Genomic DNA, 23,397 nt, shown 5'->3' on the forward strand with positions numbered 1-23,397 from the left:
ATTATACTACCATTATTGAAATTGCAGATATATTTATACGGATGAAAAATGAATTAAAGAGAAAGGCAAGCATGAGAACTGCTTCTTTGGGAAGAATGACTTTTTTATACTTATTATTTATCCCTGCAGACATAAGTCTCCCAGGGTCAACTGTCATAGGGGGCTCTTTTTTTTATTGACATATATCGAACAACGATATAGTATATAGATAAGCAATATATAGACAATCTATATAAAGGAGGACATCATGGCAGTTGATAAGTCACTTTTGACCGGGAGCATGACGATGCTTGTGCTTAAGCTTTTGTCGGAAAAAGACATGTACGGATATGAGATGATCGATACTCTCAGAAAGAAGTCCCAGAATGTATTTGAGCTAAAGGCGGGTACTCTTTATCCACTTCTTCATGGTCTTGAAGAGAAGGGTATGCTTACTGTTTATGAGCAGGAGTTTCTTGGTAAAACAAGGAAATACTACAGCATTACTAAAGAAGGAAAAAAACTCCTCAAAAGCAAAACAGAAGAGTGGAATGAGTATTCAGGCGCAATAGCAAATGTTTTGGCATTGGAGGTGTGACAATGGAGGAGTATATCAGAAAACTTCTTGAACAGGTGAGGTTTAAGAAGGCTCATAAAGGCATTGAAGGGGAAATACGTTCTCATATTGAAGATCAGATCAATGACAACATGGGTGTTGGAATGGACAGGGAAGAAGCCGAAAAAGCAGCCGTAGCTGATATGGGAGATCCCATTGAGGTAGGAATTTCCATGGATAGGATACATAGGCCGAGGATTGCTTGGAGTGTAGTTGCTATCGCTGTTCTGATAGGAATTGCAAGCAGTGTAGTTCATGAACTCATGGTTTTAGATGCATCAGCACATGATGCAAGTATAAGTGTCATCGGAAGCCATGTTTTTTATACTAATGTCCTGGCAGGATTAATTGCCATGATCGTTATATATATGATCGACTATACTGTTATTGCTAAATATGCAAAGGTTATAGCTATTGCCATGTTCGTGGCTTTGCTCCTTGGAAGTCTGGGATTAACAATCAATGGGGTGCATATGTATCTGACAGTGGGACCGGTACGCTTTCTTACGTCAGCGTTTATGCTTTTATATGTTCCGCTTTATGGGGCAATAGTTTACAAGTATCGTGGAGGGAGTGCTGGCGCATTCCTTAAGGTGCTTATCTGGATGATAGTTCCGGCAGTATTTGTATTAAAATGGCCGAGATTTATGACGGCATTGGTACTTGTAATGACTATGGCAGTTCAGCTCTCAATAGCTGTTGCTAAAGGATGGTTTAAAGTTCCTAAGAAGATTACGATTGCTGTGCTATGGGCTTCAATCACTGTGCTCCCATTAGCCATACTTGCATTGCTTTACAGAACAGGCTCTCTGGCAAATTATCAGATGGAGAGGATCAGAGCGTTTCTTTATCTTGATAATGATGCTGCATTTTTAACACGAACTGTACGCTCATTTAATGAAGTTAACATGGTGGGGGATTCCGGAAAAGAGCTTTTGGGTGCGTTGCCAAATCCTAACAGTGACTTTCTTCTTCTTTATTTGGCTAACAAATATGGTCTTGTCATCGTGTTAGTTGTAGTTGCTGCTGTGGTAGCAATGATTGTAACCGGATGTATAGCATCAGCAAAAAGCAAAAATCAGCTAGGACTTGTAATGGGAGTTGGATGTATGAATGTCCTACTTGCAAATCTGATCATAAATGTGTTCCAGAATATGGGAGTGGTCCCATATGCAGATTCGTTTATGCCGTTCTTTTCAGCTGGCGGAAGCAATATTGTTTTGGCATATATCTTTTTGGGAATCATACTCAGCATATACAAATATAAGGATGCATATCCGCAGAATATGGATATAGGCATACGCGGAAGATTAAAGCTTGGTAATATGGAAATCATGAAAAACTAAGAATTGGTTAAAGGGCATTCCTTAAGCGGAGTGCTCTTTTTCGTTAGGTTATGTGAAATGGCAATATTCCGCTTTTTTCCCTGGTGTAAAAAGTATATAATATTCTTATGTGTTTTTGTTGGAGGGGCTTATGAAAAGAACTGTAATAGCGGCGCTAACGTTATTTATAGCCATAGCAGCTATTGGATGTGGTGCCAAGAAGGATGATAATTTAGATATAATTGGTGGTGCTGATGGACCAACATCAATATTTCTGGCATCAAAGAGCAAAGAAGACAAAGCTCTTAGCTGGTTATATGAAAAGGGTGGAATAAATGTAATTTGGGGAGATAAGATTTCCTCTAAGGACACTCACGGTGGCTTTCATGGAGACGGAAGCAGTTTATACAGCTATCAGTTTACTGATAGCTCGATGGAACCGGAAATGGAAGAATCTGAATACTGGAAAAGTTTTCCTATTTCTGAAGAGGTTTCCAATTTGATCAATAATTCCATCGGGGATGAATGTGCTGAAGCTATTCCGGAAATATCTAATGGCTATTATTTCTTCTATGATCGCCACACTGAAGCTGCGGATCCTTATGATGAGAGTGAATTATGGAACAGAGCTTCAATAAACTGTACTGTAGCTTTATATGATGCGGATGAAGATATACTGTATATTTTTATGAAAGATACATGATTAAGCTGAAAAGGTAAAAGCGTTGTCTTTATGGAGGGGAAAAGATGGCTTATGAAGATCCACAAATAGTACAGGAGTGGTTAGATGCACTTATCGAGCTTGATGTGAAAGTAAAAAAGATGTTTGGGTGCTATTGCTTGTATTGCGATAACCAAGCTGTTGGCTGGATTTATGATAGTGTCATGAGTTTAAGGGAAGTTGGGCTGGATTACTTACCAGACGATATCAAGAGACCCGGCAAGGACGACAAGATACAAGAGTTGGTTATTCCGCTTGATTATGTCAAAGCAGATTGGCTGCCTAAGGCAGTTCAGGATACTGCTGATATAAGAAAAGCTCAGGCATGAAGGCTTTAGCAAAAGGTATAGTGAGCGGAGTGATACTTATGAAAAGAGTAATGGCAAGTGCATTGACACTGGCTCTAATATTAGGAGCTGTGGGATGCGGGGAAAAGAAAGATGATAACGCTTCGATAATCGGGGGCGCAGACGGGCCTACTTCAATTTATCTGGCACCAAGTACTGGAAGTGATAAGGCTTCAGAAGACCAGACAGCGGATGTTCTCGAGGCGGAAGAAATAATTGTTACGCCAAAAGGAGTACCTGAAGAGACAACACACGAATATAAACCTGGCGAGGGCGGTTTTGGTAATCTACCAAACGCTGAAGGACAGGAAGGTGAGTGGATAGACCTTAACTATGCTTCTGTGTCGGAGTATTTTCCAGATCCACACGAGCATGAATCCATGAAGGATGGCTATACTAAAGAGGCAGACCTTGATGGAGATGGGACTCTTGAAAAGATCGTGATTGAGGATTTGAAATATAATGGCGGGGATGGAGGCTACCTTCCTCATGTATACAAGGCAGATGGAGAAGAGATAAAGCTGCCCATAGATTCTGAATCTAATCCTTATGCTACTCTGTGGGGAGATGAAGACGTAGAAATATTCCAGGAAGATGTAGGAATAGGAGCCCTCAGCTGGGATGAAGTTAAGCAGATATATCAGAGCAAAGGATATACTGAAGAGGCATTTGAGGAACTAAGGAACAATCTGAGCAAAGACGCATGGATAAGAGGCGATTTTGCCAGTGGCTTTGTTATCAATGATGATGGAAAAAAGCCGGAATTGATAATCAAGTTCTATATGCAGGGTATGGGTGGACATGCAGATACGCTTGGTTACGTCCTTATGCATCTGACGCTTAATAGTGATGGCACTTGGAATCAGGAGAAGGCCGAGTTTGTGCTGGATAAGTAACTTGCAGCTTATTGAATAAAGGAGATGCACATTATGGCAGGAACAATTATTTCCGGAGTAGTTTTTGGTTTTGTTGCACTGATTATGTTTGGGATAGGGATCAGCCAATTGAAGAGCAAAGATCCTGTTGGATTTTATACAGGAGAAAAGCCACCTGAAAAAGAACGATTGTCAGATGTAAATGCTTGGAATAAGAAGCATGGAATGATGTGGGTAATCTACGGAGGATGCATTTTATGCTCATGGTTGTGTTCAGCTTTTATCAGGAATAGTCTACATCCGGTGATTCCTTTGGTTGTAGGGGTTCTTGCACCTATAGTTATTATGGTGATTTGTCATCATATACTTGTAAAAAAGTATGTTTTAACTAAATAGTTATTTTCGTAAAATTCTATAGCATAATATATTACGATAAAGATGGTATCTGTCCTGCTTATCAAGAAGAATGGCAAAACAAAATGACATTTGACTAGTAAAATGATCAGAAGTACAACAAAAAATCACAACTGATATTTAACGCTGCCACGAGGCTGAACTCCAGTAAACAAGCGGATGTCAAAAACTTTTGACATGGCTATAAATGCTAATGTAAAAGCCTTTTGATGGCAGCATTTTCAATATCTCGGTATTCTGAGGTGGAAAGAGAGACATACGACTATGGAACTAGGAAGCAGAATTAAAGAATTAAGGAAAGCACAAAATATTAACCAGGATGAATTGGCTGAGAAGCTTTTCGTTTCAAGACAGACAATTTCAAATTGGGAAAATGATAAAAGCTATCCTGACATTCAGAGCGTATTGCTTCTAAGTGAAATATTTGGTGTCTCCGTAGACCAACTATTGAAGGGAGATGTTGAAAAGATGGAAAGAATCATCACGGAACAAACGCAGGCAGACATTAACAAGATGAACACCTATGCGATAGGAATGCTGATTTCTATAATAGCTCTTCTTATCACAACACCGGTGCTGGCGTTTACAATTGGCTTTTGGTTTTTTATACCATTTGCAGTGCTGTTTGCTTGCACAATGTATTTTGCAACAAGAATTGAGAAGTACAAAAAAGAATATAATGTCCAGACATACAAGGAGATTATAGCTTTTACAAAGGGAGAGATGCTTTCTAAAGAAGATCAGATAAGAGAAGAGGCAAAAAGACCTTATCAGAAAGTGTTATCCACCATATTGTCAGGCGTTATAGCTGCGGTTTTGTGTGGAGGTATAGGACTTATGCTAATGCTTTTATTTAAGTAATAAACAAGATATTGAAAATATAGAAGATTTAACTTTGAAGGATGAAAAAATGGCGAACTTTTTAAATAATAAATATGGATATGCAAATTTTGTTGGGCTTATGATGATTGTATTTGCAGGCTTTTTCAATATACCTGTATTCCTTAAAATGTTCATGCTGGCGGTTGGCTTTGGACTGTTTTTGGGTCCTATCATAATCACAATAGTTACGATATTCAAGCGTTACAATGAAGAAAAGAAAAAGGCAGAGCAGACCGAGGAATAAATCCCCTGTTGTGCTTCGATAAGGTCTCACATTGGCTGGTTCTCAGCTGATGTGGGGTTTTTTTTATATGCTGAAAAAGGATATAGTAGATGATAAGTGTTTATAATTATGCGGAGGAAGAGGTATGAATGCAAGGGAGTATTTGGAGATTTTACATGTGGCTGAGAGGTTAAAAGACACACCTCGTCACTGCACAACAACGAAGCGCAGGACAGAGAGCGTTGCAGAGCACAGCTGGCGTATATCACTCATGGCATTTCTCTTAAGACATGAGTTTAAAGATCTTGATATCGATAAGGTGGTTGATATGTGTCTTATTCACGACCTTGGCGAATGCTTCACGGGAGATATTCCTACATTCATTAAGACTGACGCTGACAGGGAAGTTGAAGATTCTCTTCTGGATCAGTGGGTCAAGTCTCTTCCCAAGGAATTATCGGATGATATAGCGGTTCTGTATAAAGAAATGGATGCGCAGGAGACGAAAGAAGCTAAGCTGTACAAGTCGTTGGATAAGCTTGAGGCTTTGATCCAGCATAATGAGTCTCCAATCGATACCTGGTCTGAAAATGAGTATGAGCTTAATAAGACATATGCATTTGATACAGTAGCCTTTTCAGAATGGCTTACAGATCTAAGAAAGGTGATTCTCGAAGATACCTTGGAAAAGATTAAAAAAGAAGGTCGGAAATGATTATCTTGGAAGATAATATCACTATTCTTTCAGCCGAATGGTTTTTAAAATGTATTCTGTTGGGGTCATTCCATACTCTTTTTTAAAACAGCGGTTGAAGTATGTAAGCAAGAGGTGACGCAAGCCGGCAAGCCTATTCACACTTTTTCAGAAGTAGAACTTGCCCAAATGTGATTGATCTGAATAGTTTAATATTCTATGAATTCTTTCAAAAAAGAAAAATGCTGCATAAATGGAGAAAATTCACAAATAACGTTAAAAATCTCCAAATATAAAGCGAATATTGACTATAATTGGCAGATGCGATATAATCCGTCTTGTGAAAAACTTTATACAAGGAGACTGCATATGGCCATTATAGGGCGAAAAGAAGAAATCAGAGAATTAGAAAAGTGTGAAAAATCAAAAAAATCGGAACTGATATGTGTATATGGCAGAAGGCGTGTTGGGAAAACATATCTTGTTGAACAGACATATGCGGATTATTTTGCGTTTCGTGCAACCGGAGTAGAAAGCGGCAATACACGCACACAGTTAAAATCTTTTAAGCAGAGGCTTGCAGAAGCTGGAGATAAAGAAAAACGCATTCCGGCAAACTGGTTTGAGGCATTCTCGAGACTTGAGAAGGTTTTATCTGCGGAGGAAACAAAACGTTCTGTTCATGGAAAGAAAATAGTTTTTTTTGATGAATTCCCGTGGTTCGCGACTGCAAGATCGGATTTTTTGGAGGCATTTGGAGAGTTTTGGAACAGATGTGGAACGGTTAATAGAGATTACGTATTTATAATATGTGGAAGTGCGACTTCGTGGATCATAAAAAATGTTTTAGAAGATTCAGGAAGCCTGTATGACAGAGTTACAAGCCAAATATTCCTGCGCCCGTTTTCACTGAAGGAAACAGAAATGTATATGCAGGACAGAGAGTTTGGGTGGTCGCGAAGACAAATAGCAGAATGTCAGATGGTATTTGGCGGGTTGCCATATTTTTTTAGTCTGTTGAATCCGGATGAGAGTCTGAATTGGAATATTGATGCATTGATATTCAAGCCTCATGCTTTACTGCGTCATGAATCAAAGAAACTTCTGGAGGCAACGCTAAAAAAATCGGCGGCATATAATACTATAATGGAATGCCTGTCTTCCCATCTTTATGGTATGACAAAAGCGGAGTGCTTTGAAAGTCTGGATATATCTCAAGGAACATTTTCCAGGGCTGTGGATGACCTGGTGAAATGCGGATATGTGCATGAGAGTGTAGATAATTATTCGAAAGGGCATCCATTAAGACTGCAGCTTGTGGATCCGTTTTTGCTCTTTCATTATAAATTCCTGACCAATGGCATATCCGAAAATACAAGATTTGAAAATTTTAAGAGCGACACCGGAAAGTATACGAATTGGCGTGGACATGCGTTTGAGATACTTTGCATGTATCATATAGATAGCATTAAGAATGCTTTGGGTATATCGGGAGTACAAACTAACGAGTATGCATGGGTCAGCGAAAAAAATGAAGCTCAGATAGACTTGTGCATAGAACGGGATGACGGGATAATAAACCTCTGTGAAGAAAAATATACTGATACTGCATTTTCTGTCAGCCCGGAATATGAGAAAAATTTATTAAAAAAGAGAGATATTTATCGTAAAGAAACTAAAACTGATAAGGCACTTAAAATTGTGGTTATATCAGCTGAAGATATAGCAGGAAAAGCCAATACGGAACATATTACAAGAGTCTTGACATTAGATGATTTGTTTATATAAGGCAACCTTGTTAAGGAGGTGAGTACGGTCAGAAAGATAAGATGATGGCTTGGGTTAATCTCATGAAGGAAAAAGCTGAGGGAAAACATGTTAATTCTAAAGATCTGAAAAAGCATAAAAATGATGTCTTTCAACTGTTTCAAATCCTCCCGGAAGGAGAACGGGTTGAAGTAACTGGGGATGTGGCTGATTCAGTGGACAGCTTTCTTGAGAACATTAAAGGAGAAAATATTGTTTTTGCAGATCTTGGCATTGATTCTGATATTGATACTGAAATAAGTGCGATAAGGGAAACATATGTAAGGGTTTGAAGATTATGAGCAATTGTTCTACGGCGGATTCGGAAGCGTGGATGCGGAGAGACTTCTGAAGAAATATCTGACTCCGGAGCTGTGGGAAATTTTGAATATGTAATTGCATGAAGATTTTACGTGGGCTGGAGCAATCCAGTCCATTTTTTGTGGGAGGAATAGGGCTGTTGGGGTTATAATGGATGTGTGTTATGAAAAAGTTGTATGTGTGTGGGGGCAAGAAGCTTTGTTCTTCTTGATGGTTTTATCATAGAACTTGAACTTTAATCCAAGCTTAAAACATTGTGAAAAGATTGTGACGAGAATTAACCAACCAACTAAGGGGATTGTTGTGGATTTTTTAGATGAGAGAATGAGCTTACCAATTCAAGGAGTAAGCGTTGACTGGGATAAGATAGATGGAGGCAGTTACCTTCGTGGGATAGAGGCAATCAAAGGTCTGGACTATCTTTCTTTTAATAATAAAATCACGATATTTGTTGGCGAAAATGGTAGTGGAAAGTCCACCATGCTGGAAGCGATTGCTGTGAATTATGGTTTTAATCCTGAAGGCGGAACCAAGAATTACAGCTTTTCAACGTATGATTCGCAATCTGAATTGTGCGATGCAATTAAGCTTTCCAGAGGGATTAGAAAGCCTAAATGGGGATATTTCCTGAGAGCAGAGAGCTTTTATAATGTTGCTACAGCAGAGGAAATGTACGCAAAAGAGGATCCGAGAGGCAGGCATGAACATTTTCATGAGAGATCACATGGGGAAAGCTTTCTGCAACTTGTACAATCCAATTTTCAAGGTAATGGATTATATCTTTTGGACGAGCCAGAGGCAGCATTATCGCCGCAGAGGCAGCTGACTCTTTTACTGGAGATTGTAAACTGTGCAAAAGAGGATTCTCAGTTCATTATGGTAACTCACTCTCCTATACTGTTAGGAATTCCTGGGGCGGAGATACTAAGCTTTGATGATGGGCAGATTCATACGATTGATTATGAGGACACGGATAGTTACCAGATTACAAAGATGTTTATAGAGAATAAGGAGCAACTTTTAAAGAGGTTGTTAAGTGATGAGCTTGATATAGATCCCTGGAATCTGGAGGATGAGTGATTGCACTAAGCAATGGAGGAGCCGTATGAAAAGATTATGTGTTGCTATGGTAATGCTTATGACGATTGCCGCTGTTGGATGTGGAAACAATAAAGTGGCAGATAGCAGAGCTGCTTCCAGCACAGTGAGTGAACCGGAAACAGTTGAAGTTGATAGTCTTGGCGTGCCTGCGGTTAAAGACGGCATTTTGAGACCAGGAGAAGACTGTGCAGAGGTTGTTTTCGATTGGGATCCGGTTGAGGGCGCTGATGGATACGAAGTCTCTGAGGAGAATAAGTACTATTCAGAAAAGGAATACAGAGAACCTGAAACTGTAGAGATTTCAGATAATTCTTATGTTACCGGTGCCCAGGATTATTTCGATTTCAGAATAAGAGTAAGGGCATTTAAAGGCAACGGAGCCGAGAGAGTTTATGGCGAATGGAGCTCTTTTGCCACAGGAAGTGCTTATGAAAAGCAGCTAGTTTCAGTGGGCGGACCCTATGGAGAGATGTCTATAGTTGTTCCGGAAGGATGGACAGCGGAGATTTCTGCAGTGGATGACGGGAAGCTCACTTATGGTCTATATGGATTGATACTAAAACCAAAATCTGCAGATGCAGGGCAGATAGAGCTCTTTTGCTCAGATAGCTTTGGCGTTTGCGGTACAGGTCTTTCCCAGGAAGAGATTACATTAGCGGGATATACCGCGCGTGTTGGCACATATGATGATCATGAGCACTGGGATTTCATTACGTTTGGCGATGAACGTCCGCAGATAGTTGCCCAGAGTATAGACTGCGATTCCTGGATAAGCCATATGTGGGAAGAAGCAGATACTATTTTGGATACGCTTAAGTTTGATCCCAGCAAGACTGAAGGCGGAATAGGACAGTACATTTCAGATTCTGAAGTTGAAGCTCTTGGGCTCATGATGAGCGTAAGTAATGTTACTCCTTCAGGACTGACTGTTCATTTCAGGCAATATGATGATAAGAATACCGGTGAGCTGATATATGGAGAAGACTACACCCTTGAGAAACGTGAAGGTGAGAAGTGGGAAGCGGTTCCAACGATAATCGATAATGGAGTTTTCACTGATATTGGCTACAATATTCCAAAGAATGGGGAAGCTGAGGTTGAAACTAACTGGGAGTGGCTTTACGGAAAGCTTGAACCTGGAACATATAAGATAACCAAGACAGTTTTGGATTCAGGAGCCAGCGACGAAGGGGATAGTTTAAATCGGTATACTATGAGCGCACAGTTTTTGATTGCCGGATGAGGGAGATTAAAATATGTCATATTGTTCCTGGGATCAGTCTTCTGAACTGATTATAAAGTATCACGACTCTGAGTGGGGCGTGCCTTTGCATGATGACAGGGGACAGTTTGAGTTCCCGATGATGGAAGTAATGCAGTGTGGCCTCAACTGGAACATGATGATCAATAAGAGGGAGATATTCCGGTGAGTAACGGCCTTTCAGATATGATTAGCAAGGATTTGAAGAAAAGAAGGCTTTAAGGTGGTATCAGCTGAGTTCCTAGAGGATGGAATTCCGCATGTTCAGATGGAACGGAGAATAGTATGAGAATAGATAAAAGAATGTTGGAAGATATTCCAGCGTGGCTTGAAAGACAAGATGACATCCCAAGTGGATGGCTTTATATCGGGGATGAGAAGGAAAGATATCTTCTTGGACAGCCCGGCAGAAGGAACATGCTCGTGTTTGGCGTGAATCCCAGCACAGCTTCTGCAGGAGAGAACAATCTGGATCCCACTATTAAAAGAGTGCGTAAGTTTGTTCAAAAAGATCCTGCCTGTGATGGATGGATCATGGCGAATCTTTACCCGCTAAGGGCAACAAATCCCGATGATCTGCCTGCCAAGGCAGACAAAAAACTTATCGAGAAGAACCTGAAGGTCCTGGAAGCTCTTCAGAAATCTTACTTCATTGATAAGGTATGGGCTGCATGGGGAGATCTTATTGATTCCAGGGATTATCTTGGTAACACACTTTTTGACATTCAGGATATGATAGAAGAGGCTGAGTGGTACCACCTTGGAACTACGACCAGATGGGGGAATCCCAGACACCCGCTGTATTTGAAAGGGAATTCTGAGTTTCAGTGGTTCCCGGTTTTTGATTATGCCTGCGAATGTAGAGATGGGGATATTTGGTGATGACTGAGGAGACTATTAAGTGAAAAGAAGATATTTAGCCATTGGGATGCTTACGCTAGCCATAGTATTGACGGGCTGCGGATCTAAAACTGAATCGGATGTAACAATTATCGGCGGGGCTGATGGACCGACATCTATTTTCCTTGCGTCAAAGAACGATAAAGACAGCTACACGCAGATTGATCAGGAAACAGCAAAGCTGATGATGGATCTTAATGATGGCCATGTGATTGTAGATGTCAGGCGCCAGGATGAGTATGATGAAGGGCACATTCCGGGAGCTATATGTATCCCTAACGAAAGTATTACTGATTCTATGCCATCGGAACTTCCTGATCTTGAACAGATAATTCTTGTTTATTGCAGGAGTGGAAGGCGCAGCAAAGAGGCAGCACAGAAACTTTTTGATATGGGATATACTAATGTCTTTGAGTTTGGTGGAATTATCGACTGGACTGGAGAGGTTATTACAGAGGAGGCAAAAGAGACAGCTATGACACTTTATATTGATGGAAAAGAAATGCAGGTTACATGGGAAGATAATGCCTCGGTAAATGAGCTGAAGGAAATCTTGCCTCTCAAAGTAAACATGTCAATGTATGGCGGCTTTGAGCAGGTTGGATCAATAGGTCAGAGCATAAGCCGGGATGATAAGCAGATCACAACAGAGTTTGGGGATATCGTGCTTTATTCAGGAAATCAGATTGTGGTTTTCTATGGTTCAAATTCCTGGGCATATACTAAGCTCGGGCATATTGATCTATCTGAGGAAGAGCTGACACAGCTTCTTGGTAATGGTGATGTTGTTTTAGAGATAAAGTAAGGGGCAAATTCGCACTTTTATGGAGAGTGAATCTGATGAAAATAGAGCAGATGGCTATGAAGTTGTCAGCGGGCCGCGTACTACAGGAGATGGATATTATAAACATCGTGCGAGAAAATCCCTTCCGATGAAATCGGTTGTGGGATGAATCGCACTAGCTTTTCTTTTTGTATTTCCCCGTCTTACTGTATTTGCGTTTGTGTTCTTCTGTTCGCTGATCTTCAATGTATTTCTTAACAGTATCAAGAGAAACGCTTCCGGTAGTTGCACAAAAGTAACTTGCACTCCAGAAGGGTGAATCTCTCCACAGATACTTTTCTATATGAGTCCTATATGTATTTCTCACTTCTTTGGAAAGCTGTGATTTTAACGAGTTGATGAGTTTTACAGGTGCCACATCAGGTGGCATGGAGATCAGCAGATGCATGTGATCGACATCTGTCTCTGCAGAAATGAGTTCACTGTTCATGCGTCCGCATAGGTAATGCTCTTACTGAAAAGAGGAACAGAAGGATAAAGGATCAGTTCCATAAGGTGAGCAGACAGCTTGCAGCCTATGCAAGGGATAACCATGTAGATGTAGTAGTGATGGGACATAATATATACCAGAAACAGGAGATAGGTATAGGACATGTCAATAACCAGAATTTTGTGCAGATACCAATGCTGATATTTGCAGACATGCTCAGATACAAACTTGCTGAATATGGTATAAAGTTTGTTCTCACGGAAGAAAGCTACACATCAAAGGCAGACTTTCTTGCAAAAGACTATATCCCTGCGTATAAGAACAGTTCAGGAAACTACTTTTTCTCAGGAAAGAGGATACAGAGAGGACTTTACAGGCACTACGATGGTACAATAACAAATGCAGACATAAATGGAGCTGCAAACATCTTAAGGAAAGTATTCCCAAAGGTAAGCCAATGGGATAGGGGCATAGTGGACATGCCCTGTTCTGCAGGCTGCATAGAGCATCCTACAGGTTCATGCCGCCATTCCGGCGTGACTTGAAAGACAGGATGAGGATATTTGGTAATGGATACGATTGATATTGTTGTAAAGCGTATTATTGAAATGGAATCCATTCTGGAAGAGGCATTGAGAAGAATGGATAAGGCTGAGGAGGTACCAGAAGCTCTTTTGGCCTATCAGTCAGAGATAAAGAAACTTGATGTGTATTACTCCAGCCAGGATTGGAAAGATGATTTTGCCTTGGATGAAGATGGGCGTTTACCAAAGGATTTGAAGCGTGGAGTTCTTTCTGAAGATGGAATCTATGATGCGCTTGAGCGGAACAAAGAATTGATGGAAAGGATAAAGGGAACGAGAATGGTTAAGCATGTGATTTTATGGACACTTAAGGATGAAATTTCAGCAGAGGAGAAGGAAACTATCAAGCAGGGAATAAAAGAAGGTCTTGAAGGATTAAAGGGCAAGGTTCCTGGAATTATTGATATCAAGGTTAATATCAATGGTCTTGAGTCCTCTAACGCAGACCTGATGCTTGATTCAACTTTTGAAAGCGTAGAGGCACTTAAGGGATATTCTGTACATCCTGAGCATGTAGCAGTAGCTGATTCCAAGGTAAGACCTTATACCAAGATCAGAAGCTGCCTGGATTATGAGGTTTAAGAGGCTTGTTTTGCATAAAGGAAAGGATAATTAAAATGGCAGAAAAAATCGTACAGACAGCTGGAAGAAATCAGCTTGGTGAATTTGCACCAATGTTTGCACATTTAAATGATGATGTACTCTTTGGAGAGGTATGGAATGAAGAAGCGATTGACGTTAAGACCAAATGCATTATTACAGTGGTTTCACTTATGGCTTCCGGTATTACAGATTCTTCCTTGACCTATCATCTTCAGAATGCGAAGGCTCATGGAGTTACAAAGGAGGAGATTGCTGCAATTATAACACATGCCACTATGTATGTAGGATGGCCAAAGGGTTGGGCAGTATTTCGTCTGGCTAAGGAAGTATGGAATGAAAAGTCAGATGACAATTACAGTTAATTGAAATACATATGAGACCAAAGCTGCACAGAAGTACACAGATGCTGATCTTAACTGGAATGAATTATGTAATAGGGGACATACACAATGATAAGCCCGATAAACATAATCATTGTTGCTTCTACCCACTGTTTGGTGGTAAGCGTAAATGCAGCTTCTCCCGACTCATATTTAAACCTACCGAATTCGGTAGGTTTAAAATTTGGATTATGCAACTGTTCCCATAATCCCAAAAAATCTATAGTAGACCGATTTCTTAGCCAATGGCTGATAACAAGAAATTCATCAGATCATCAACGAACAGACACTAATGTAATGAGGAAACTAACGAAGAATACAAATAAGGATGAGATATGAGCAGAGTTTTACGACCACATCATGGGATGTGTTTTCAGTTTTATGAAGGAAAAGGATACAGTGAGGACTTCACTGATCACATGGGCAGGATAATCAGGGAAATGGAGGCGGATCCTTCTCAGATCATAAAGCTTCAGGTGGAGACAGATATTGTCTGTGAGAACTGTCCCAACAATGAGGCAGGAGAATGCACTACCGCTGATAAGGTTAAAAGATATGACGAGGAAGTCCTCAAAGCTTGCAATTTAGTAGAGGGTGAAGAGATTTCTTTTGCTGAGTTCGCTAAAATGGTAAGGGATAAGATCATTAGCGCCGGTATTAGAAGTGATATTTGCGGAGATTGCAGCTGGGATTACATCTGTAGTGCAAAGTAAAATGAGAGCGAGAAAGGTTTCAAGGACTATAGATGAGTAAGTGTGCTAGAGGCTGCAAAAAGGAAGAGAGACAGCATATAATGGGATAGGACCGCGTAATTACGCGGCCCTATCGGAGATGTTCTCTGATGCCAGTTCACTGTTTATGGTGTCTTCACAAGCTAAGAAAACTAATAAAGTAGGAAGTATTGCTCTGAAAATGAAACATGGACCGGCATGGGAATAGTGGGAACGACATTACATAGAAGGAAAAGAGGTAAAAAAGTGGTATCGTTAATTATTTCTTTTGGCGTGTTGGTAGTAGGATATCTGACTTATGGTAAATTAGTCGAGAGGATTTTTTATCCTGATAACAGGAAGACTCCCGCGTATGAATTTAATGACGGAGTTGATTATGTACCACTTAAATCCGGCAAGGCTTTCTTGATTCAACTTCTAAATATCGCAGGCACGGGGCCGATCTTTGGGGCAATAATGGGAGCGTGCTTTGGACCTGTTGTATTTTTGTGGATAATCTTTGGGTCAATTCTCGCAGGTGCAGTACATGATTTTATGGTTGGCATGATATCTGAGAGAAACGAAGGCAAATCCATAGCTGAATTATCGGGCATTTACCTGGGACAAAAAGTTAAGTGGGGGATGAGGGTATTCTCGGTACTACTGCTACTACTGACAGGAACAGTGTTTGTCACAAGTCCTGCGGCGCTTATAGCCAAGCTTACACCAGAGAGCCTTGGAGTAACCTTCTGGGTTGTTGTAATCCTGATATATTATGTGCTTGCAACACTCTTGCCAATAGATAAGATAATCGGCAAGCTCTATCCGGTATTTGGAGTTGTTCTGATAACAATGGCTGTTGGAATTTTCGCAGGTATAATTATAGGCGGATATCACATTCCAGAAATAAGATTTGAAAATCTCCATCCAGAGGGGCTTCCTATATGGCCGTATATGTTTATCACAGTTGCCTGCGGGGCGATTTCTGGCTTTCACGCTACTCAGTCTCCAATGATCTCTAAGTGCATATCTTCAGAACATGATGGAAGAAAAGTCTTTTACGGAGCAATGCTCATGGAATCTGTTATTGCACTTATCTGGGCAGCAGGTGGCGTAGCTTTTTATGGAACTACACATGCGCTCAATGATGCAATCGGTACGCTGGGGCAGTCCGGAGTAGTATATGATATATCAACGGGTATGCTGGGAGAAATTGGCGGAGTCCTGGCTATAGTCGGTGTTATCGCCTGTCCTATCACATCGGGCGATACAGCCTTTAGAAGTGCGAGACTAATCCTAAGTGAAATCACAGGCCTGGAGCAAAAGCCTATAGTAAACCGTCTTATTATAACGCTTCCTCTTTTAGGAGCAGGGGCTCTTCTTACTCAACTTGATTTTAATGTTTTGTGGAGATACTTTTCCTGGAGCAATCAGACACTGGCCATGATAAGTCTGTGGGTATCAACTGCTTATCTTTTAAAAGAGTCAAAGAATAAATACCATAGTCTCATCACCGCAGTTCCAGCCATATTTATGTCAGCAGTCAGTATCACATACATTCTGATTGCTAAAGAGGGCTTTGGTGTCAACGTACACATTGCCTACTGGATAGGCATCGCCTTCGCAGCACTTTGTGCTGTAACGTATGCCGTTATCTGGAAGAAAAAATATTGAGGATGCTAGAAGAAAAATGAATACAATAATAAAAGAATATTAATACGTTACCTGATATACATCGTCATTGGAATGACTTTATATCTGCTATATTACATCACTCACCGGGGTATGATGTTCATTCCTTCGTATGCGTTGCTGATTGCAACGACATATTTTGCTGACTATCTCTTTCAGGATTGGCTGCATAAGAGATTTGGAAAAGCGGCTTTTTTTATCACAGTTATAGTATTGGTGGTAGGCTATTTTATAGGAGTTAAGATCATGGGAGCGATTAGCGACGCAGTTGAGGGATGGGGTGGCATAACGGTATTGATCATCTTTTTCATGATTCTTTTTGTCTACGTTAGTGGATATTTGGCCTATGAGGCAGAAGTCATGATCCGCAATTTTTTCACAACAAGGTAAAAGAAGTGCTATCCGAACATTGAAGACCATCAATCAAAGATTAAGATTTTTTTTACAGATACTTTATCGCATTACAGATGATTTTTTATGCGTAAAAATATATACTATGATATGTAAAACAAACATCTTTCAATGATAGGATGAAGTAACCATGGTAAAAGAATTTGATGAAAAAAGCGTAACTATCAGAAACCAGATATATGATGTTCCTCAGGGAATGACAATCCTAAAAGAGGGCGAGATCAATCTTGATATGTACAAAATTCTCAAGGGCCATGTAGAAATGTATACAGGTTATGGGACAGAAAATGAGGTTCTATTAGGGCTTCTTGGACCTGGAACCTGTTTTGGAGAATTTGGGATTCTGACTAAAAAGCCAGCTATATACACCATAATTGCTTATTCAGATATTAAAATCCTTCGTGTAACAGAAGAACTAATGATGGATTTTATGAAGGCAAACCCGGAAAATGTATTTCAGATCATGAAAAATATGGCCAATAATATGATGCGAATGCAGCATCAGATCGGGCAACTTACAACAGAAATTGCAAATTTGAGTAATGATCTAAATAATACAGAGAGCTATAAGACATCCATGATGATAAAAGACATGCTGAGAAACTATGCAATATATGATAATAACTCTTCAGATGAAGAGCATATTATCAGCGGATCAGGTATGAAATTCCTGGATAAGGAACATAGACAAAAAAACTTTTCGCAGAATTGACATATATTGCCAGGACTCTGATGACCAATATGGTGTCAGAGTCTTTTTTGTTGCACAAGACCGGCAAGCGTGTAATGATATAAAATTGAGAGAATAATTTATTTATGGAGCAATTCGAAGCTGATACAGGGGCTAAGCCCATGGAGGAAATATGGAATCAATACTTATAAAAGATACGACAAGAGAGCAAAGAGAACAGATAGTTGCTGAATCAATTGGAAACATCAGTGGTTCATGTGACGGATGCATGTCAGGCCTTGCGGACATGTATCAGGACTACATAGATGGCAAAAAAGAAATCCGCGAGATAAATATGGAATTCAGGGCCAATTACGAGTCTGGAGTTGAGGGCCCCAAGAAGGCTGATTGCGGGTATAAATTATGACAGAGAATCAGATTGAATGGTCCAGAAAACGAGATGAACTTGTGGCTGCCATAAGAAACCTTGGCTTCCCAAGGGAACTTGGTGAGCAGATTGCCAAACAACTTGGAAGCCCCAAGGCAATGGATAGAATGCTTGCATATCTATACAATGTAAAGCCCAGGACAGCAGAGCTTGTGGTTGATGAAATGCTGGCCATCTGCAGTGATATTGATAGCTGGCACAACAAAAAGGCTGCAGAAGAAGCTAATGCCAGATATAACGAAATGCTATACTATGGTCTTGGAACAGAGGACGAGTAAGTGGAAAGGGAAGAATTCGTAAATGAATGAAATTTGGGAAATATTACATAAACCGGACACAGTTGTGTTTTTTGATATAGATGGCACGCTGACCAGCTACAATTATGGCAGGCATCACGCCCATCATGAATTAGATGGCAAGCCTGAATTTCGAGATGTGAATATTTATGCTGACTGCAAGAGACTTGAGCCGCTCTATGCTTATATAAGCGGTCATGATGTCAACAGACTCTTTTGCATATCAAGAGAACCACATGGACACGAAGCCTGGAAGTCTGAGATGGTAGAGAGACTCTATGGTATTCCCGCTTCCCACTGCTTCTATACTCTGGAAGCCAGGGAGAAACCTCAGATTGTTATGGACAAGGTAAAGGAGTTATTTCCTAACATCTCACCGGAATCAGTAGTTCTAATGGATGACAACGATGATACTCTTGGTATGTACATGGCGCAGACACCTTTCTGCACAGCACATCCCATGCTATTTATGGAGCATCTGTAAAATCCCAGACCTTGTGTACGATCTGATCATCTTTCTGGCAGCATCTGCACAGATTTTTGATAGGTGACTTAAGCTTGTTTACAAGTATTGAGCTATTATACGAATAAATTTGCACTTTGGGAAAATTCAAATATCAGGCGGGGTGTAACTGATGGAAAAAAGATTTAGGCTATGCTTCTATGGGATAGTACAGGGCGTAGGCTTTAGGTATACAGCAAGACATGCAGCAAATATGTATAGGCTAACTGGCTATGTTAAAAATGAGTATGACGGCTCTGTAACCTGTGAAGTTCAGGGAGAAGAGGCGGCTATCAGTAGATTTGTGGAAACTATCAAAAGTGGCAGGTTCATAGAAATCTCCGGAATAGATAGAACAGAATTGGATATTATTCCAGACGAACGGTCTTTTGATGTTAGATATTAAACTTGTTGATACGATTATTGAACGTTTTATGCAGGGTAGATTATTGGACACGTTATCAAATATTATGAAAGCATAGAAAAAGTATTTAGGGGCGCGATAAGAAAGAGAGGTAGAAGATATGTTATTTTTTCTGATTTGTTTCGTGCCAGTTGCATTTGCGTTATGGATATATTGGCAGGCCATGGCTATCTGCGTACGTTACATAAGCTTTTATATCAAATGTGCAATGATAAAAAAGAAAAACCCTAAGCTGTACAGGCATCTTAGGAACAAGGAATTTAGAATGACAAATGGCTGCGGATGCTCATATTGGTGGCTTATTCATCATCATAAGTGAGCATGCAGTTTTTGGAGTATACTGTATTGTAGAGAGGTATAATGATCATGTGGAAAAATTGTTTGAATGAGATATTTGCAGAATGACAAAAGGTTCAATAACAAAAAATCTAGTATTATTTGCAATACCTCTTTTCTTCGGGCAGCTCCTGCAGCAGCTATACAATGTTGTGGATTCAGTTGTTGTTGGAAATGTGTTGGGAAAAGAAGCACTGGCTGCGGTGAGTACAACCGGCAGCCTTATATTTTTGATGGTAGGCTTTATTAATGGCCTGTTCATGGGAAATAGCGTTATCATAGGAAAAAGGTATGGCGCTGGTGATGATAAAGGAGTATCTATAGCATCGCATACCGGAATTGCCTTTGCTATCCTGATGGGAATAGTAATGACGGTCTGGGGATACTTTTTTACACCGACAATTCTAAAGTGGATGGGAACACCGGAAGATGTTATGCCAAGTTCAGTCCTGTATTTTAAGATATACTTTCTGGGCGGCTTGGGGAATATCCTCTACAGTGCATGCTGCGGCGTCTTTCAGGCTATGGGAGATTCTAAGCGGCCATTGTATTATCTGGTAGTTAGTACTGTTATCAATACCATACTTGATATAACTTTTGTTAAGTATCTTGACTTTGGAATAGGCGGAGCCGCCCTTGCGACTGTAATAGCGCAGGCTGTTAGTGCAGCCTTGGCCTTGTTTAAGCTGACAAGAGTAGAAGGACCGCATAGGATCTTTATCAGAAAGCTCAGGATGGATATTGAAACTTTGAAAAAAGAGCTGATGATAGGTTTTCCAACTGGTATCCAGAACAGTGTTATTGCTATAGGAAATGTAGTTGTTCAGTCGAACATAAATGCCTTTGGCTCTGTTGCTATGGCAGGCTGCGGAAGCTACTTTAAGCTTGAAGGGTTTGTCTTTTTGCCAATAACATGTATGTGCATGGCGATGACAACCTTTGTAAGTCAGAATTTAGGAGCCGGGGAATTTAAGAGAGTTAGAAAAGGCTCAGTTATTGGAAGCGTCATAGGAGTGTCATGCGCTGAAATCATAGGATTCATAGTATTTGCTTTTGCTCCAATACTTCTTCGGATGTTCTCAAGTGAAGCTGAGGTTTTGGCCATAGGAACAACTCAGGCCAGGACAGAAAGCCTCTTTTACTGCCTGCTGGCCCTTAGCCATTGCCTGGCAGGAGTATATCGAGGAGCTGGAAAAACTACAATTCCAATGATTGTAATGCTCTCTAGCTGGTGCCTTCTTAGAATTACCTACATTACAATCATTGTTCGCATAATTCCTGTGGTGAATGTAATATTCTGGGCTTATCCACTAACATGGTCTGTGAGCTCTGTAGTGTTCATCATCTACTATTTCAAGGGAAAATGGGTAACTGCGTGACACCTGGAAATGTCACCGTGCCCATAAAAAATATATATAAAAGAAAGGCAAGTAAGAAATTGAGAAAAGCACGTTCAGAAAAAGAAGCAGCAATGAGGGAGAAGATGATTCCGGAATTGTATGCTAATGAGTATAATAGTTTTATAGGATTTGAAATCATGGAGCTGAGCTCCACTTACAGTAAGGCCAGGATCAAGGCCGATTCAAGGCTTCACAATACCTATGGAAGTATCCATGGAGGAGCACTTCTTTCATTTGTGGATGCTATGGCCGGCGCTACAGCCAGCATGAGTGGATATTACGCAACTACTGTATCCGCAAACCTTAACTTTCTGCTACCTGCAGTAAACACTGAGTATATCTACTGCGAGTGTATGAAACTCAAGACTGGCAAGCATATCCTAGTGTTTGACATCAGGGTAACAGATGATGAGGGAAATCTTTTGGATAGCGGAGAGTTTTCGTTCTTTGCTAGTAAAGTCCCAGTTCTTGGAGATAACCTTAAGTTTGGCAAATAAGTAAATAGTTGCAAATACATAGAGACAATCAAATTACGGGAGGGCTTTTGAAATGAAATGTTGTATTGCTTATGCTTCAACACATCACGGAAACACCAAGAAGGTAGTAGATGCTATTGCTAAAGAGTTTGACGTAGATCTTATCGACGTCACTCAGGTACAGGAAAAAGATCTTTCTGAATATGATCTTATAGGCTTTGCATCCGGAATTTATGCGGCACAGTTTCATCAGCAGGTCAAGAATTTTGCACAAGTAAATCTTCCTCAGAACAAGAAAATCTTTTACATAATGACCAGTGCCATGAACAAAGATTTTTCCAAGTCAATGGCAGATTCTGTGAAAGGTAAAAATGCCGAAGTTGTAGGTAAGTTCACATGTCACGGCTATAACACTTTTGGGCCATTTAAACTGGTTGGTGGAACCAGCAAGGGACATCCCGATGAGAATGATCTGATAGATGCAGTTGAGTTTTTCAGAGGCCTTATAAGAGTAGGAAGAGCAGAATAAATAATAGAAATAGAAAGAGATTCTACCAGTCAGGTAGAATCTCTTTCTATTATTCTGCAGGGAAGACGTACCTCGCCCCGGAGAATGTCATCTTTATGTTCGATTTTTGAAATCAGACCCTCGGCTGATTTGTAGCCGATGTCGAAAAGTGGAGGCTCAACGGTTGTGAGTGTTGGACGACACACAGTTGATAATTCCCTGTTATCAAAGCCAATAAGTGCAATATCCTTGCCGACTTGGATTCCTGCATCATTGCAGGCATCTATTACGCCCATGGCCATTTCATCGTTATGGGAAAAAATAGCAGTAACATGCTGCTTGATAAGCTTTTTAGTAGCGCTGTATCCGCTGTCTCTTGACCAGTCTCCGTTGATCACATATCCGGGATTGTATGGTATGTTGTGATCATATAAGGATTCCTGATAACCTGTAAGTCGCCATCTGGTGTGAACACTGCTCACCTTGCCAGTTATGGTGGCTATTTTTTTATGTCCTTTTTTGATCAGAAGCGAAACAGCTTCATAGGCAGCGTGCTGGTCATCGTACAAGACAGAAGGGATAGCCAGCGATGGGGAGATGCAGTAGGCACATACAAAAGGGATGTTGTTATCAAATATGCTAGGAACTACTCGGTGAGAATGACAACCAAGATAAATAATGCCATCTACCTGCATGGAATTCATATGTGATACGGCATTATTCTTGATTTCTGAGTATCTGTCTTTGTCTTTATCAGGATCAATACCGAGAGTATTTATACGCAGATTTTCCAAGAGATAACGATAACCCTTTTCCTCGCAACAGGCACCGATTCCATCTATTACAGGAGGTGTATTGAATACTGTAAGATCTTCCGCAAGGATACCTATTGTTTTGCTGGAACCAGTCTTCAGGTTCCTTGCATAGAGGTTGGGATGATAATTAAGTTCCTCAGCAATGTCCAGAATTTTCCTGGTGGTTTCTTCACTTATATTTCCGGTGCCATTTAAAACCTTGGATACTGTTGCGACAGATACCTGGGCCTTTTTGGCAATGTCCTTCATGTTAGGCACAATTCATCCTCACTTCCAAAATACAAATTATAAACTAATGGTAAACGTTTTCTTAATAAAAAACAACCAAAAAATTGCTTGTATTATTATTGAAAATTGCTATTTACATATATAATGCAACAATATAAAATCCAAATCAAGGTAA

32 protein-coding genes and 3 pseudogenes are annotated in these 23,397 nt (G+C 40.3%); 32 read left to right on the forward strand and 3 right to left on the reverse strand.

Features of this window, described 5'->3' with window-relative positions:
* Positions 1-247 precede the first annotated feature (247 nt).
* From BLO53_RS07230 to BLO53_RS07270, 9 genes are all read left to right on the forward strand, one after another.
* Positions 248-577: a PadR family transcriptional regulator gene (locus tag BLO53_RS07230; RefSeq protein ID WP_074891996.1), complete on the forward strand. Its 330-nt coding sequence runs from the start codon at positions 248-250 to the stop codon at positions 575-577.
* Between the two features lie 2 nt (positions 578-579).
* The gene (locus BLO53_RS07235; RefSeq protein WP_092060110.1) at positions 580-1,941 is read left to right on the forward strand and encodes an FtsW/RodA/SpoVE family cell cycle protein; all 1,362 of its coding nucleotides are present in this window, start codon (positions 580-582) and stop codon (positions 1,939-1,941) included.
* A gap of 130 nt (positions 1,942-2,071) precedes the next feature.
* Entirely contained in the window at positions 2,072-2,623 is a 552-nt protein-coding gene (locus BLO53_RS07240; protein ID WP_092060112.1) for a hypothetical protein, read from the forward strand.
* 44 nt (positions 2,624-2,667) lie between these two features.
* Complete coding sequence (locus BLO53_RS07245; RefSeq protein WP_092060114.1) at positions 2,668-2,970, forward strand: hypothetical protein; 303 nt, start codon at positions 2,668-2,670, stop codon at positions 2,968-2,970.
* Positions 2,971-3,008: 38 nt separating this feature from the next.
* On the forward strand, positions 3,009-3,884 hold the full coding sequence (locus BLO53_RS07250; protein WP_143003222.1) for a sodium ion-translocating decarboxylase subunit beta: 876 nt from the start codon (positions 3,009-3,011) through the stop codon (positions 3,882-3,884).
* A gap of 33 nt (positions 3,885-3,917) precedes the next feature.
* Positions 3,918-4,259 (forward strand): hypothetical protein, encoded by a 342-nt coding sequence (locus BLO53_RS07255; RefSeq protein WP_092060118.1) that lies wholly within the window; start codon positions 3,918-3,920, stop codon positions 4,257-4,259.
* Between the two features lie 282 nt (positions 4,260-4,541).
* Positions 4,542-5,138 carry a helix-turn-helix domain-containing protein gene (locus tag BLO53_RS07260; protein ID WP_092060120.1) on the forward strand — a complete coding sequence of 199 codons (597 nt, stop codon included), beginning with the start codon at positions 4,542-4,544 and terminating at the stop codon, positions 5,136-5,138.
* A 49-nt stretch (positions 5,139-5,187) separates the two neighbouring features.
* On the forward strand, positions 5,188-5,403 hold the full coding sequence (locus BLO53_RS07265; protein ID WP_143003223.1) for a hypothetical protein: 216 nt from the start codon (positions 5,188-5,190) through the stop codon (positions 5,401-5,403).
* Between the two features lie 124 nt (positions 5,404-5,527).
* Positions 5,528-6,097 (forward strand): HD domain-containing protein, encoded by a 570-nt coding sequence (locus BLO53_RS07270; RefSeq protein ID WP_092060124.1) that lies wholly within the window; start codon positions 5,528-5,530, stop codon positions 6,095-6,097.
* 21 nt (positions 6,098-6,118) lie between these two features.
* Here the strand turns inward: BLO53_RS07270 and BLO53_RS20005 are convergent, their stop codons facing one another.
* Positions 6,119-6,238: a helix-turn-helix transcriptional regulator gene (locus tag BLO53_RS20005; RefSeq protein ID WP_092060126.1), complete on the reverse strand. Its 120-nt coding sequence runs from the start codon at positions 6,236-6,238 to the stop codon at positions 6,119-6,121.
* Between the two features lie 207 nt (positions 6,239-6,445).
* Here BLO53_RS20005 and BLO53_RS07280 point away from each other — a divergent pair, with 207 nt between their 5' ends.
* The 8 genes and pseudogenes from BLO53_RS07280 to BLO53_RS19790 all read left to right on the forward strand — a co-directional run bounded on the left by BLO53_RS07280 (position 6,446) and on the right by BLO53_RS19790 (position 12,418).
* Positions 6,446-7,864, forward strand: coding sequence for an AAA family ATPase (locus tag BLO53_RS07280; protein WP_176757205.1), 1,419 nt, complete (start codon positions 6,446-6,448; stop codon positions 7,862-7,864).
* 41 nt (positions 7,865-7,905) lie between these two features.
* Complete coding sequence (locus BLO53_RS07285; protein WP_092060130.1) at positions 7,906-8,175, forward strand: hypothetical protein; 270 nt, start codon at positions 7,906-7,908, stop codon at positions 8,173-8,175.
* Positions 8,176-8,527: 352 nt separating this feature from the next.
* The gene (locus BLO53_RS07290) at positions 8,528-9,283 is read left to right on the forward strand and encodes an AAA family ATPase (protein WP_092060353.1); all 756 of its coding nucleotides are present in this window, start codon (positions 8,528-8,530) and stop codon (positions 9,281-9,283) included.
* A 25-nt stretch (positions 9,284-9,308) separates the two neighbouring features.
* On the forward strand, positions 9,309-10,547 hold the full coding sequence (locus BLO53_RS07295) for an immunoglobulin-like domain-containing protein (protein WP_092060132.1): 1,239 nt from the start codon (positions 9,309-9,311) through the stop codon (positions 10,545-10,547).
* Positions 10,548-10,560: 13 nt separating this feature from the next.
* Positions 10,561-10,731, forward strand: a pseudogene (locus BLO53_RS07300) (DNA-3-methyladenine glycosylase I); the annotation flags it as partial.
* Positions 10,732-10,850: 119 nt separating this feature from the next.
* Positions 10,851-11,447, forward strand: coding sequence for a DUF1643 domain-containing protein (locus BLO53_RS07305; protein WP_092060134.1), 597 nt, complete (start codon positions 10,851-10,853; stop codon positions 11,445-11,447).
* 19 nt (positions 11,448-11,466) lie between these two features.
* Positions 11,467-12,270, forward strand: a complete 804-nt coding sequence (locus BLO53_RS07310; protein ID WP_242875329.1) for a cyclophilin-like fold protein — start codon at positions 11,467-11,469, stop codon at positions 12,268-12,270.
* A 19-nt stretch (positions 12,271-12,289) separates the two neighbouring features.
* Positions 12,290-12,418 (forward strand): hypothetical protein, encoded by a 129-nt coding sequence (locus BLO53_RS19790; protein WP_255363886.1) that lies wholly within the window; start codon positions 12,290-12,292, stop codon positions 12,416-12,418.
* 6 nt (positions 12,419-12,424) lie between these two features.
* On the opposite strand, the gene tnpA is transcribed toward BLO53_RS19790, so the two are convergent.
* Positions 12,425-12,739, reverse strand: a complete 315-nt coding sequence (gene tnpA / locus BLO53_RS07315; protein WP_092060136.1) for an IS200/IS605 family transposase — start codon at positions 12,737-12,739, stop codon at positions 12,425-12,427.
* A gap of 44 nt (positions 12,740-12,783) precedes the next feature.
* On the opposite strand from tnpA, the gene BLO53_RS07320 reads away from it, so the two are divergent.
* The 15 genes and pseudogenes from BLO53_RS07320 (at position 12,784) to BLO53_RS07395 (ending at position 22,200) form a co-directional block, all read left to right on the forward strand.
* On the forward strand, positions 12,784-13,284 hold the full coding sequence (locus tag BLO53_RS07320; RefSeq protein WP_255363887.1) for an IS200/IS605 family accessory protein TnpB-related protein: 501 nt from the start codon (positions 12,784-12,786) through the stop codon (positions 13,282-13,284).
* Positions 13,285-13,347: 63 nt separating this feature from the next.
* Positions 13,348-13,575: pseudogene (locus BLO53_RS19935) on the forward strand (DUF4298 domain-containing protein); the annotation flags it as partial.
* 27 nt (positions 13,576-13,602) lie between these two features.
* On the forward strand, positions 13,603-13,905 hold the full coding sequence (locus BLO53_RS19940; RefSeq protein WP_092060357.1) for a Dabb family protein: 303 nt from the start codon (positions 13,603-13,605) through the stop codon (positions 13,903-13,905).
* Positions 13,906-13,940: 35 nt separating this feature from the next.
* Positions 13,941-14,276 (forward strand): annotated as a pseudogene (locus tag BLO53_RS07335) (carboxymuconolactone decarboxylase family protein); the annotation flags it as partial.
* Between the two features lie 365 nt (positions 14,277-14,641).
* Entirely contained in the window at positions 14,642-15,019 is a 378-nt protein-coding gene (locus tag BLO53_RS07345) for a DUF1284 domain-containing protein (RefSeq protein ID WP_092060142.1), read from the forward strand.
* Positions 15,020-15,283: 264 nt separating this feature from the next.
* Entirely contained in the window at positions 15,284-16,690 is a 1,407-nt protein-coding gene (locus tag BLO53_RS07350; protein WP_092060144.1) for a carbon starvation CstA family protein, read from the forward strand.
* Between the two features lie 264 nt (positions 16,691-16,954).
* Positions 16,955-17,098, forward strand: coding sequence for a hypothetical protein (locus tag BLO53_RS19185; RefSeq protein WP_176757206.1), 144 nt, complete (start codon positions 16,955-16,957; stop codon positions 17,096-17,098).
* A gap of 151 nt (positions 17,099-17,249) precedes the next feature.
* Complete coding sequence (locus tag BLO53_RS07360; RefSeq protein ID WP_092060148.1) at positions 17,250-17,831, forward strand: Crp/Fnr family transcriptional regulator; 582 nt, start codon at positions 17,250-17,252, stop codon at positions 17,829-17,831.
* A 151-nt stretch (positions 17,832-17,982) separates the two neighbouring features.
* Positions 17,983-18,216 carry a purine biosynthesis protein PurH gene (locus tag BLO53_RS07365; protein WP_092060150.1) on the forward strand — a complete coding sequence of 78 codons (234 nt, stop codon included), beginning with the start codon at positions 17,983-17,985 and terminating at the stop codon, positions 18,214-18,216.
* Positions 18,213-18,515 carry a hypothetical protein gene (locus BLO53_RS07370; RefSeq protein WP_092060152.1) on the forward strand — a complete coding sequence of 101 codons (303 nt, stop codon included), beginning with the start codon at positions 18,213-18,215 and terminating at the stop codon, positions 18,513-18,515. Before BLO53_RS07365 ends, BLO53_RS07370 begins: the two co-directional genes overlap by 4 nt.
* 22 nt (positions 18,516-18,537) lie before the next feature.
* Positions 18,538-19,017 (forward strand): hypothetical protein, encoded by a 480-nt coding sequence (locus BLO53_RS07375; RefSeq protein WP_092060154.1) that lies wholly within the window; start codon positions 18,538-18,540, stop codon positions 19,015-19,017.
* Between the two features lie 151 nt (positions 19,018-19,168).
* Complete coding sequence (locus BLO53_RS07380; protein WP_092060156.1) at positions 19,169-19,441, forward strand: acylphosphatase; 273 nt, start codon at positions 19,169-19,171, stop codon at positions 19,439-19,441.
* Between the two features lie 419 nt (positions 19,442-19,860).
* Positions 19,861-21,174, forward strand: coding sequence for an MATE family efflux transporter (locus BLO53_RS07385; RefSeq protein WP_092060158.1), 1,314 nt, complete (start codon positions 19,861-19,863; stop codon positions 21,172-21,174).
* 59 nt (positions 21,175-21,233) lie between these two features.
* Entirely contained in the window at positions 21,234-21,692 is a 459-nt protein-coding gene (locus BLO53_RS07390) for a PaaI family thioesterase (protein WP_029231764.1), read from the forward strand.
* 52 nt (positions 21,693-21,744) lie between these two features.
* The gene (locus BLO53_RS07395) at positions 21,745-22,200 is read left to right on the forward strand and encodes a flavodoxin family protein (RefSeq protein ID WP_092060162.1); all 456 of its coding nucleotides are present in this window, start codon (positions 21,745-21,747) and stop codon (positions 22,198-22,200) included.
* 29 nt (positions 22,201-22,229) lie between these two features.
* On the opposite strand, the gene BLO53_RS07400 is transcribed toward BLO53_RS07395, so the two are convergent.
* Complete coding sequence (locus tag BLO53_RS07400; RefSeq protein WP_242875341.1) at positions 22,230-23,243, reverse strand: LacI family DNA-binding transcriptional regulator; 1,014 nt, start codon at positions 23,241-23,243, stop codon at positions 22,230-22,232.
* Between the last annotated feature and the right edge of the window lie 154 nt (positions 23,244-23,397).

The sequence above is a fragment of the Butyrivibrio sp. INlla14 genome (assembly GCF_900102515.1).
In the GTDB taxonomy this organism is placed as follows: Bacteria; Bacillota; Clostridia; order Lachnospirales; family Lachnospiraceae; genus Butyrivibrio.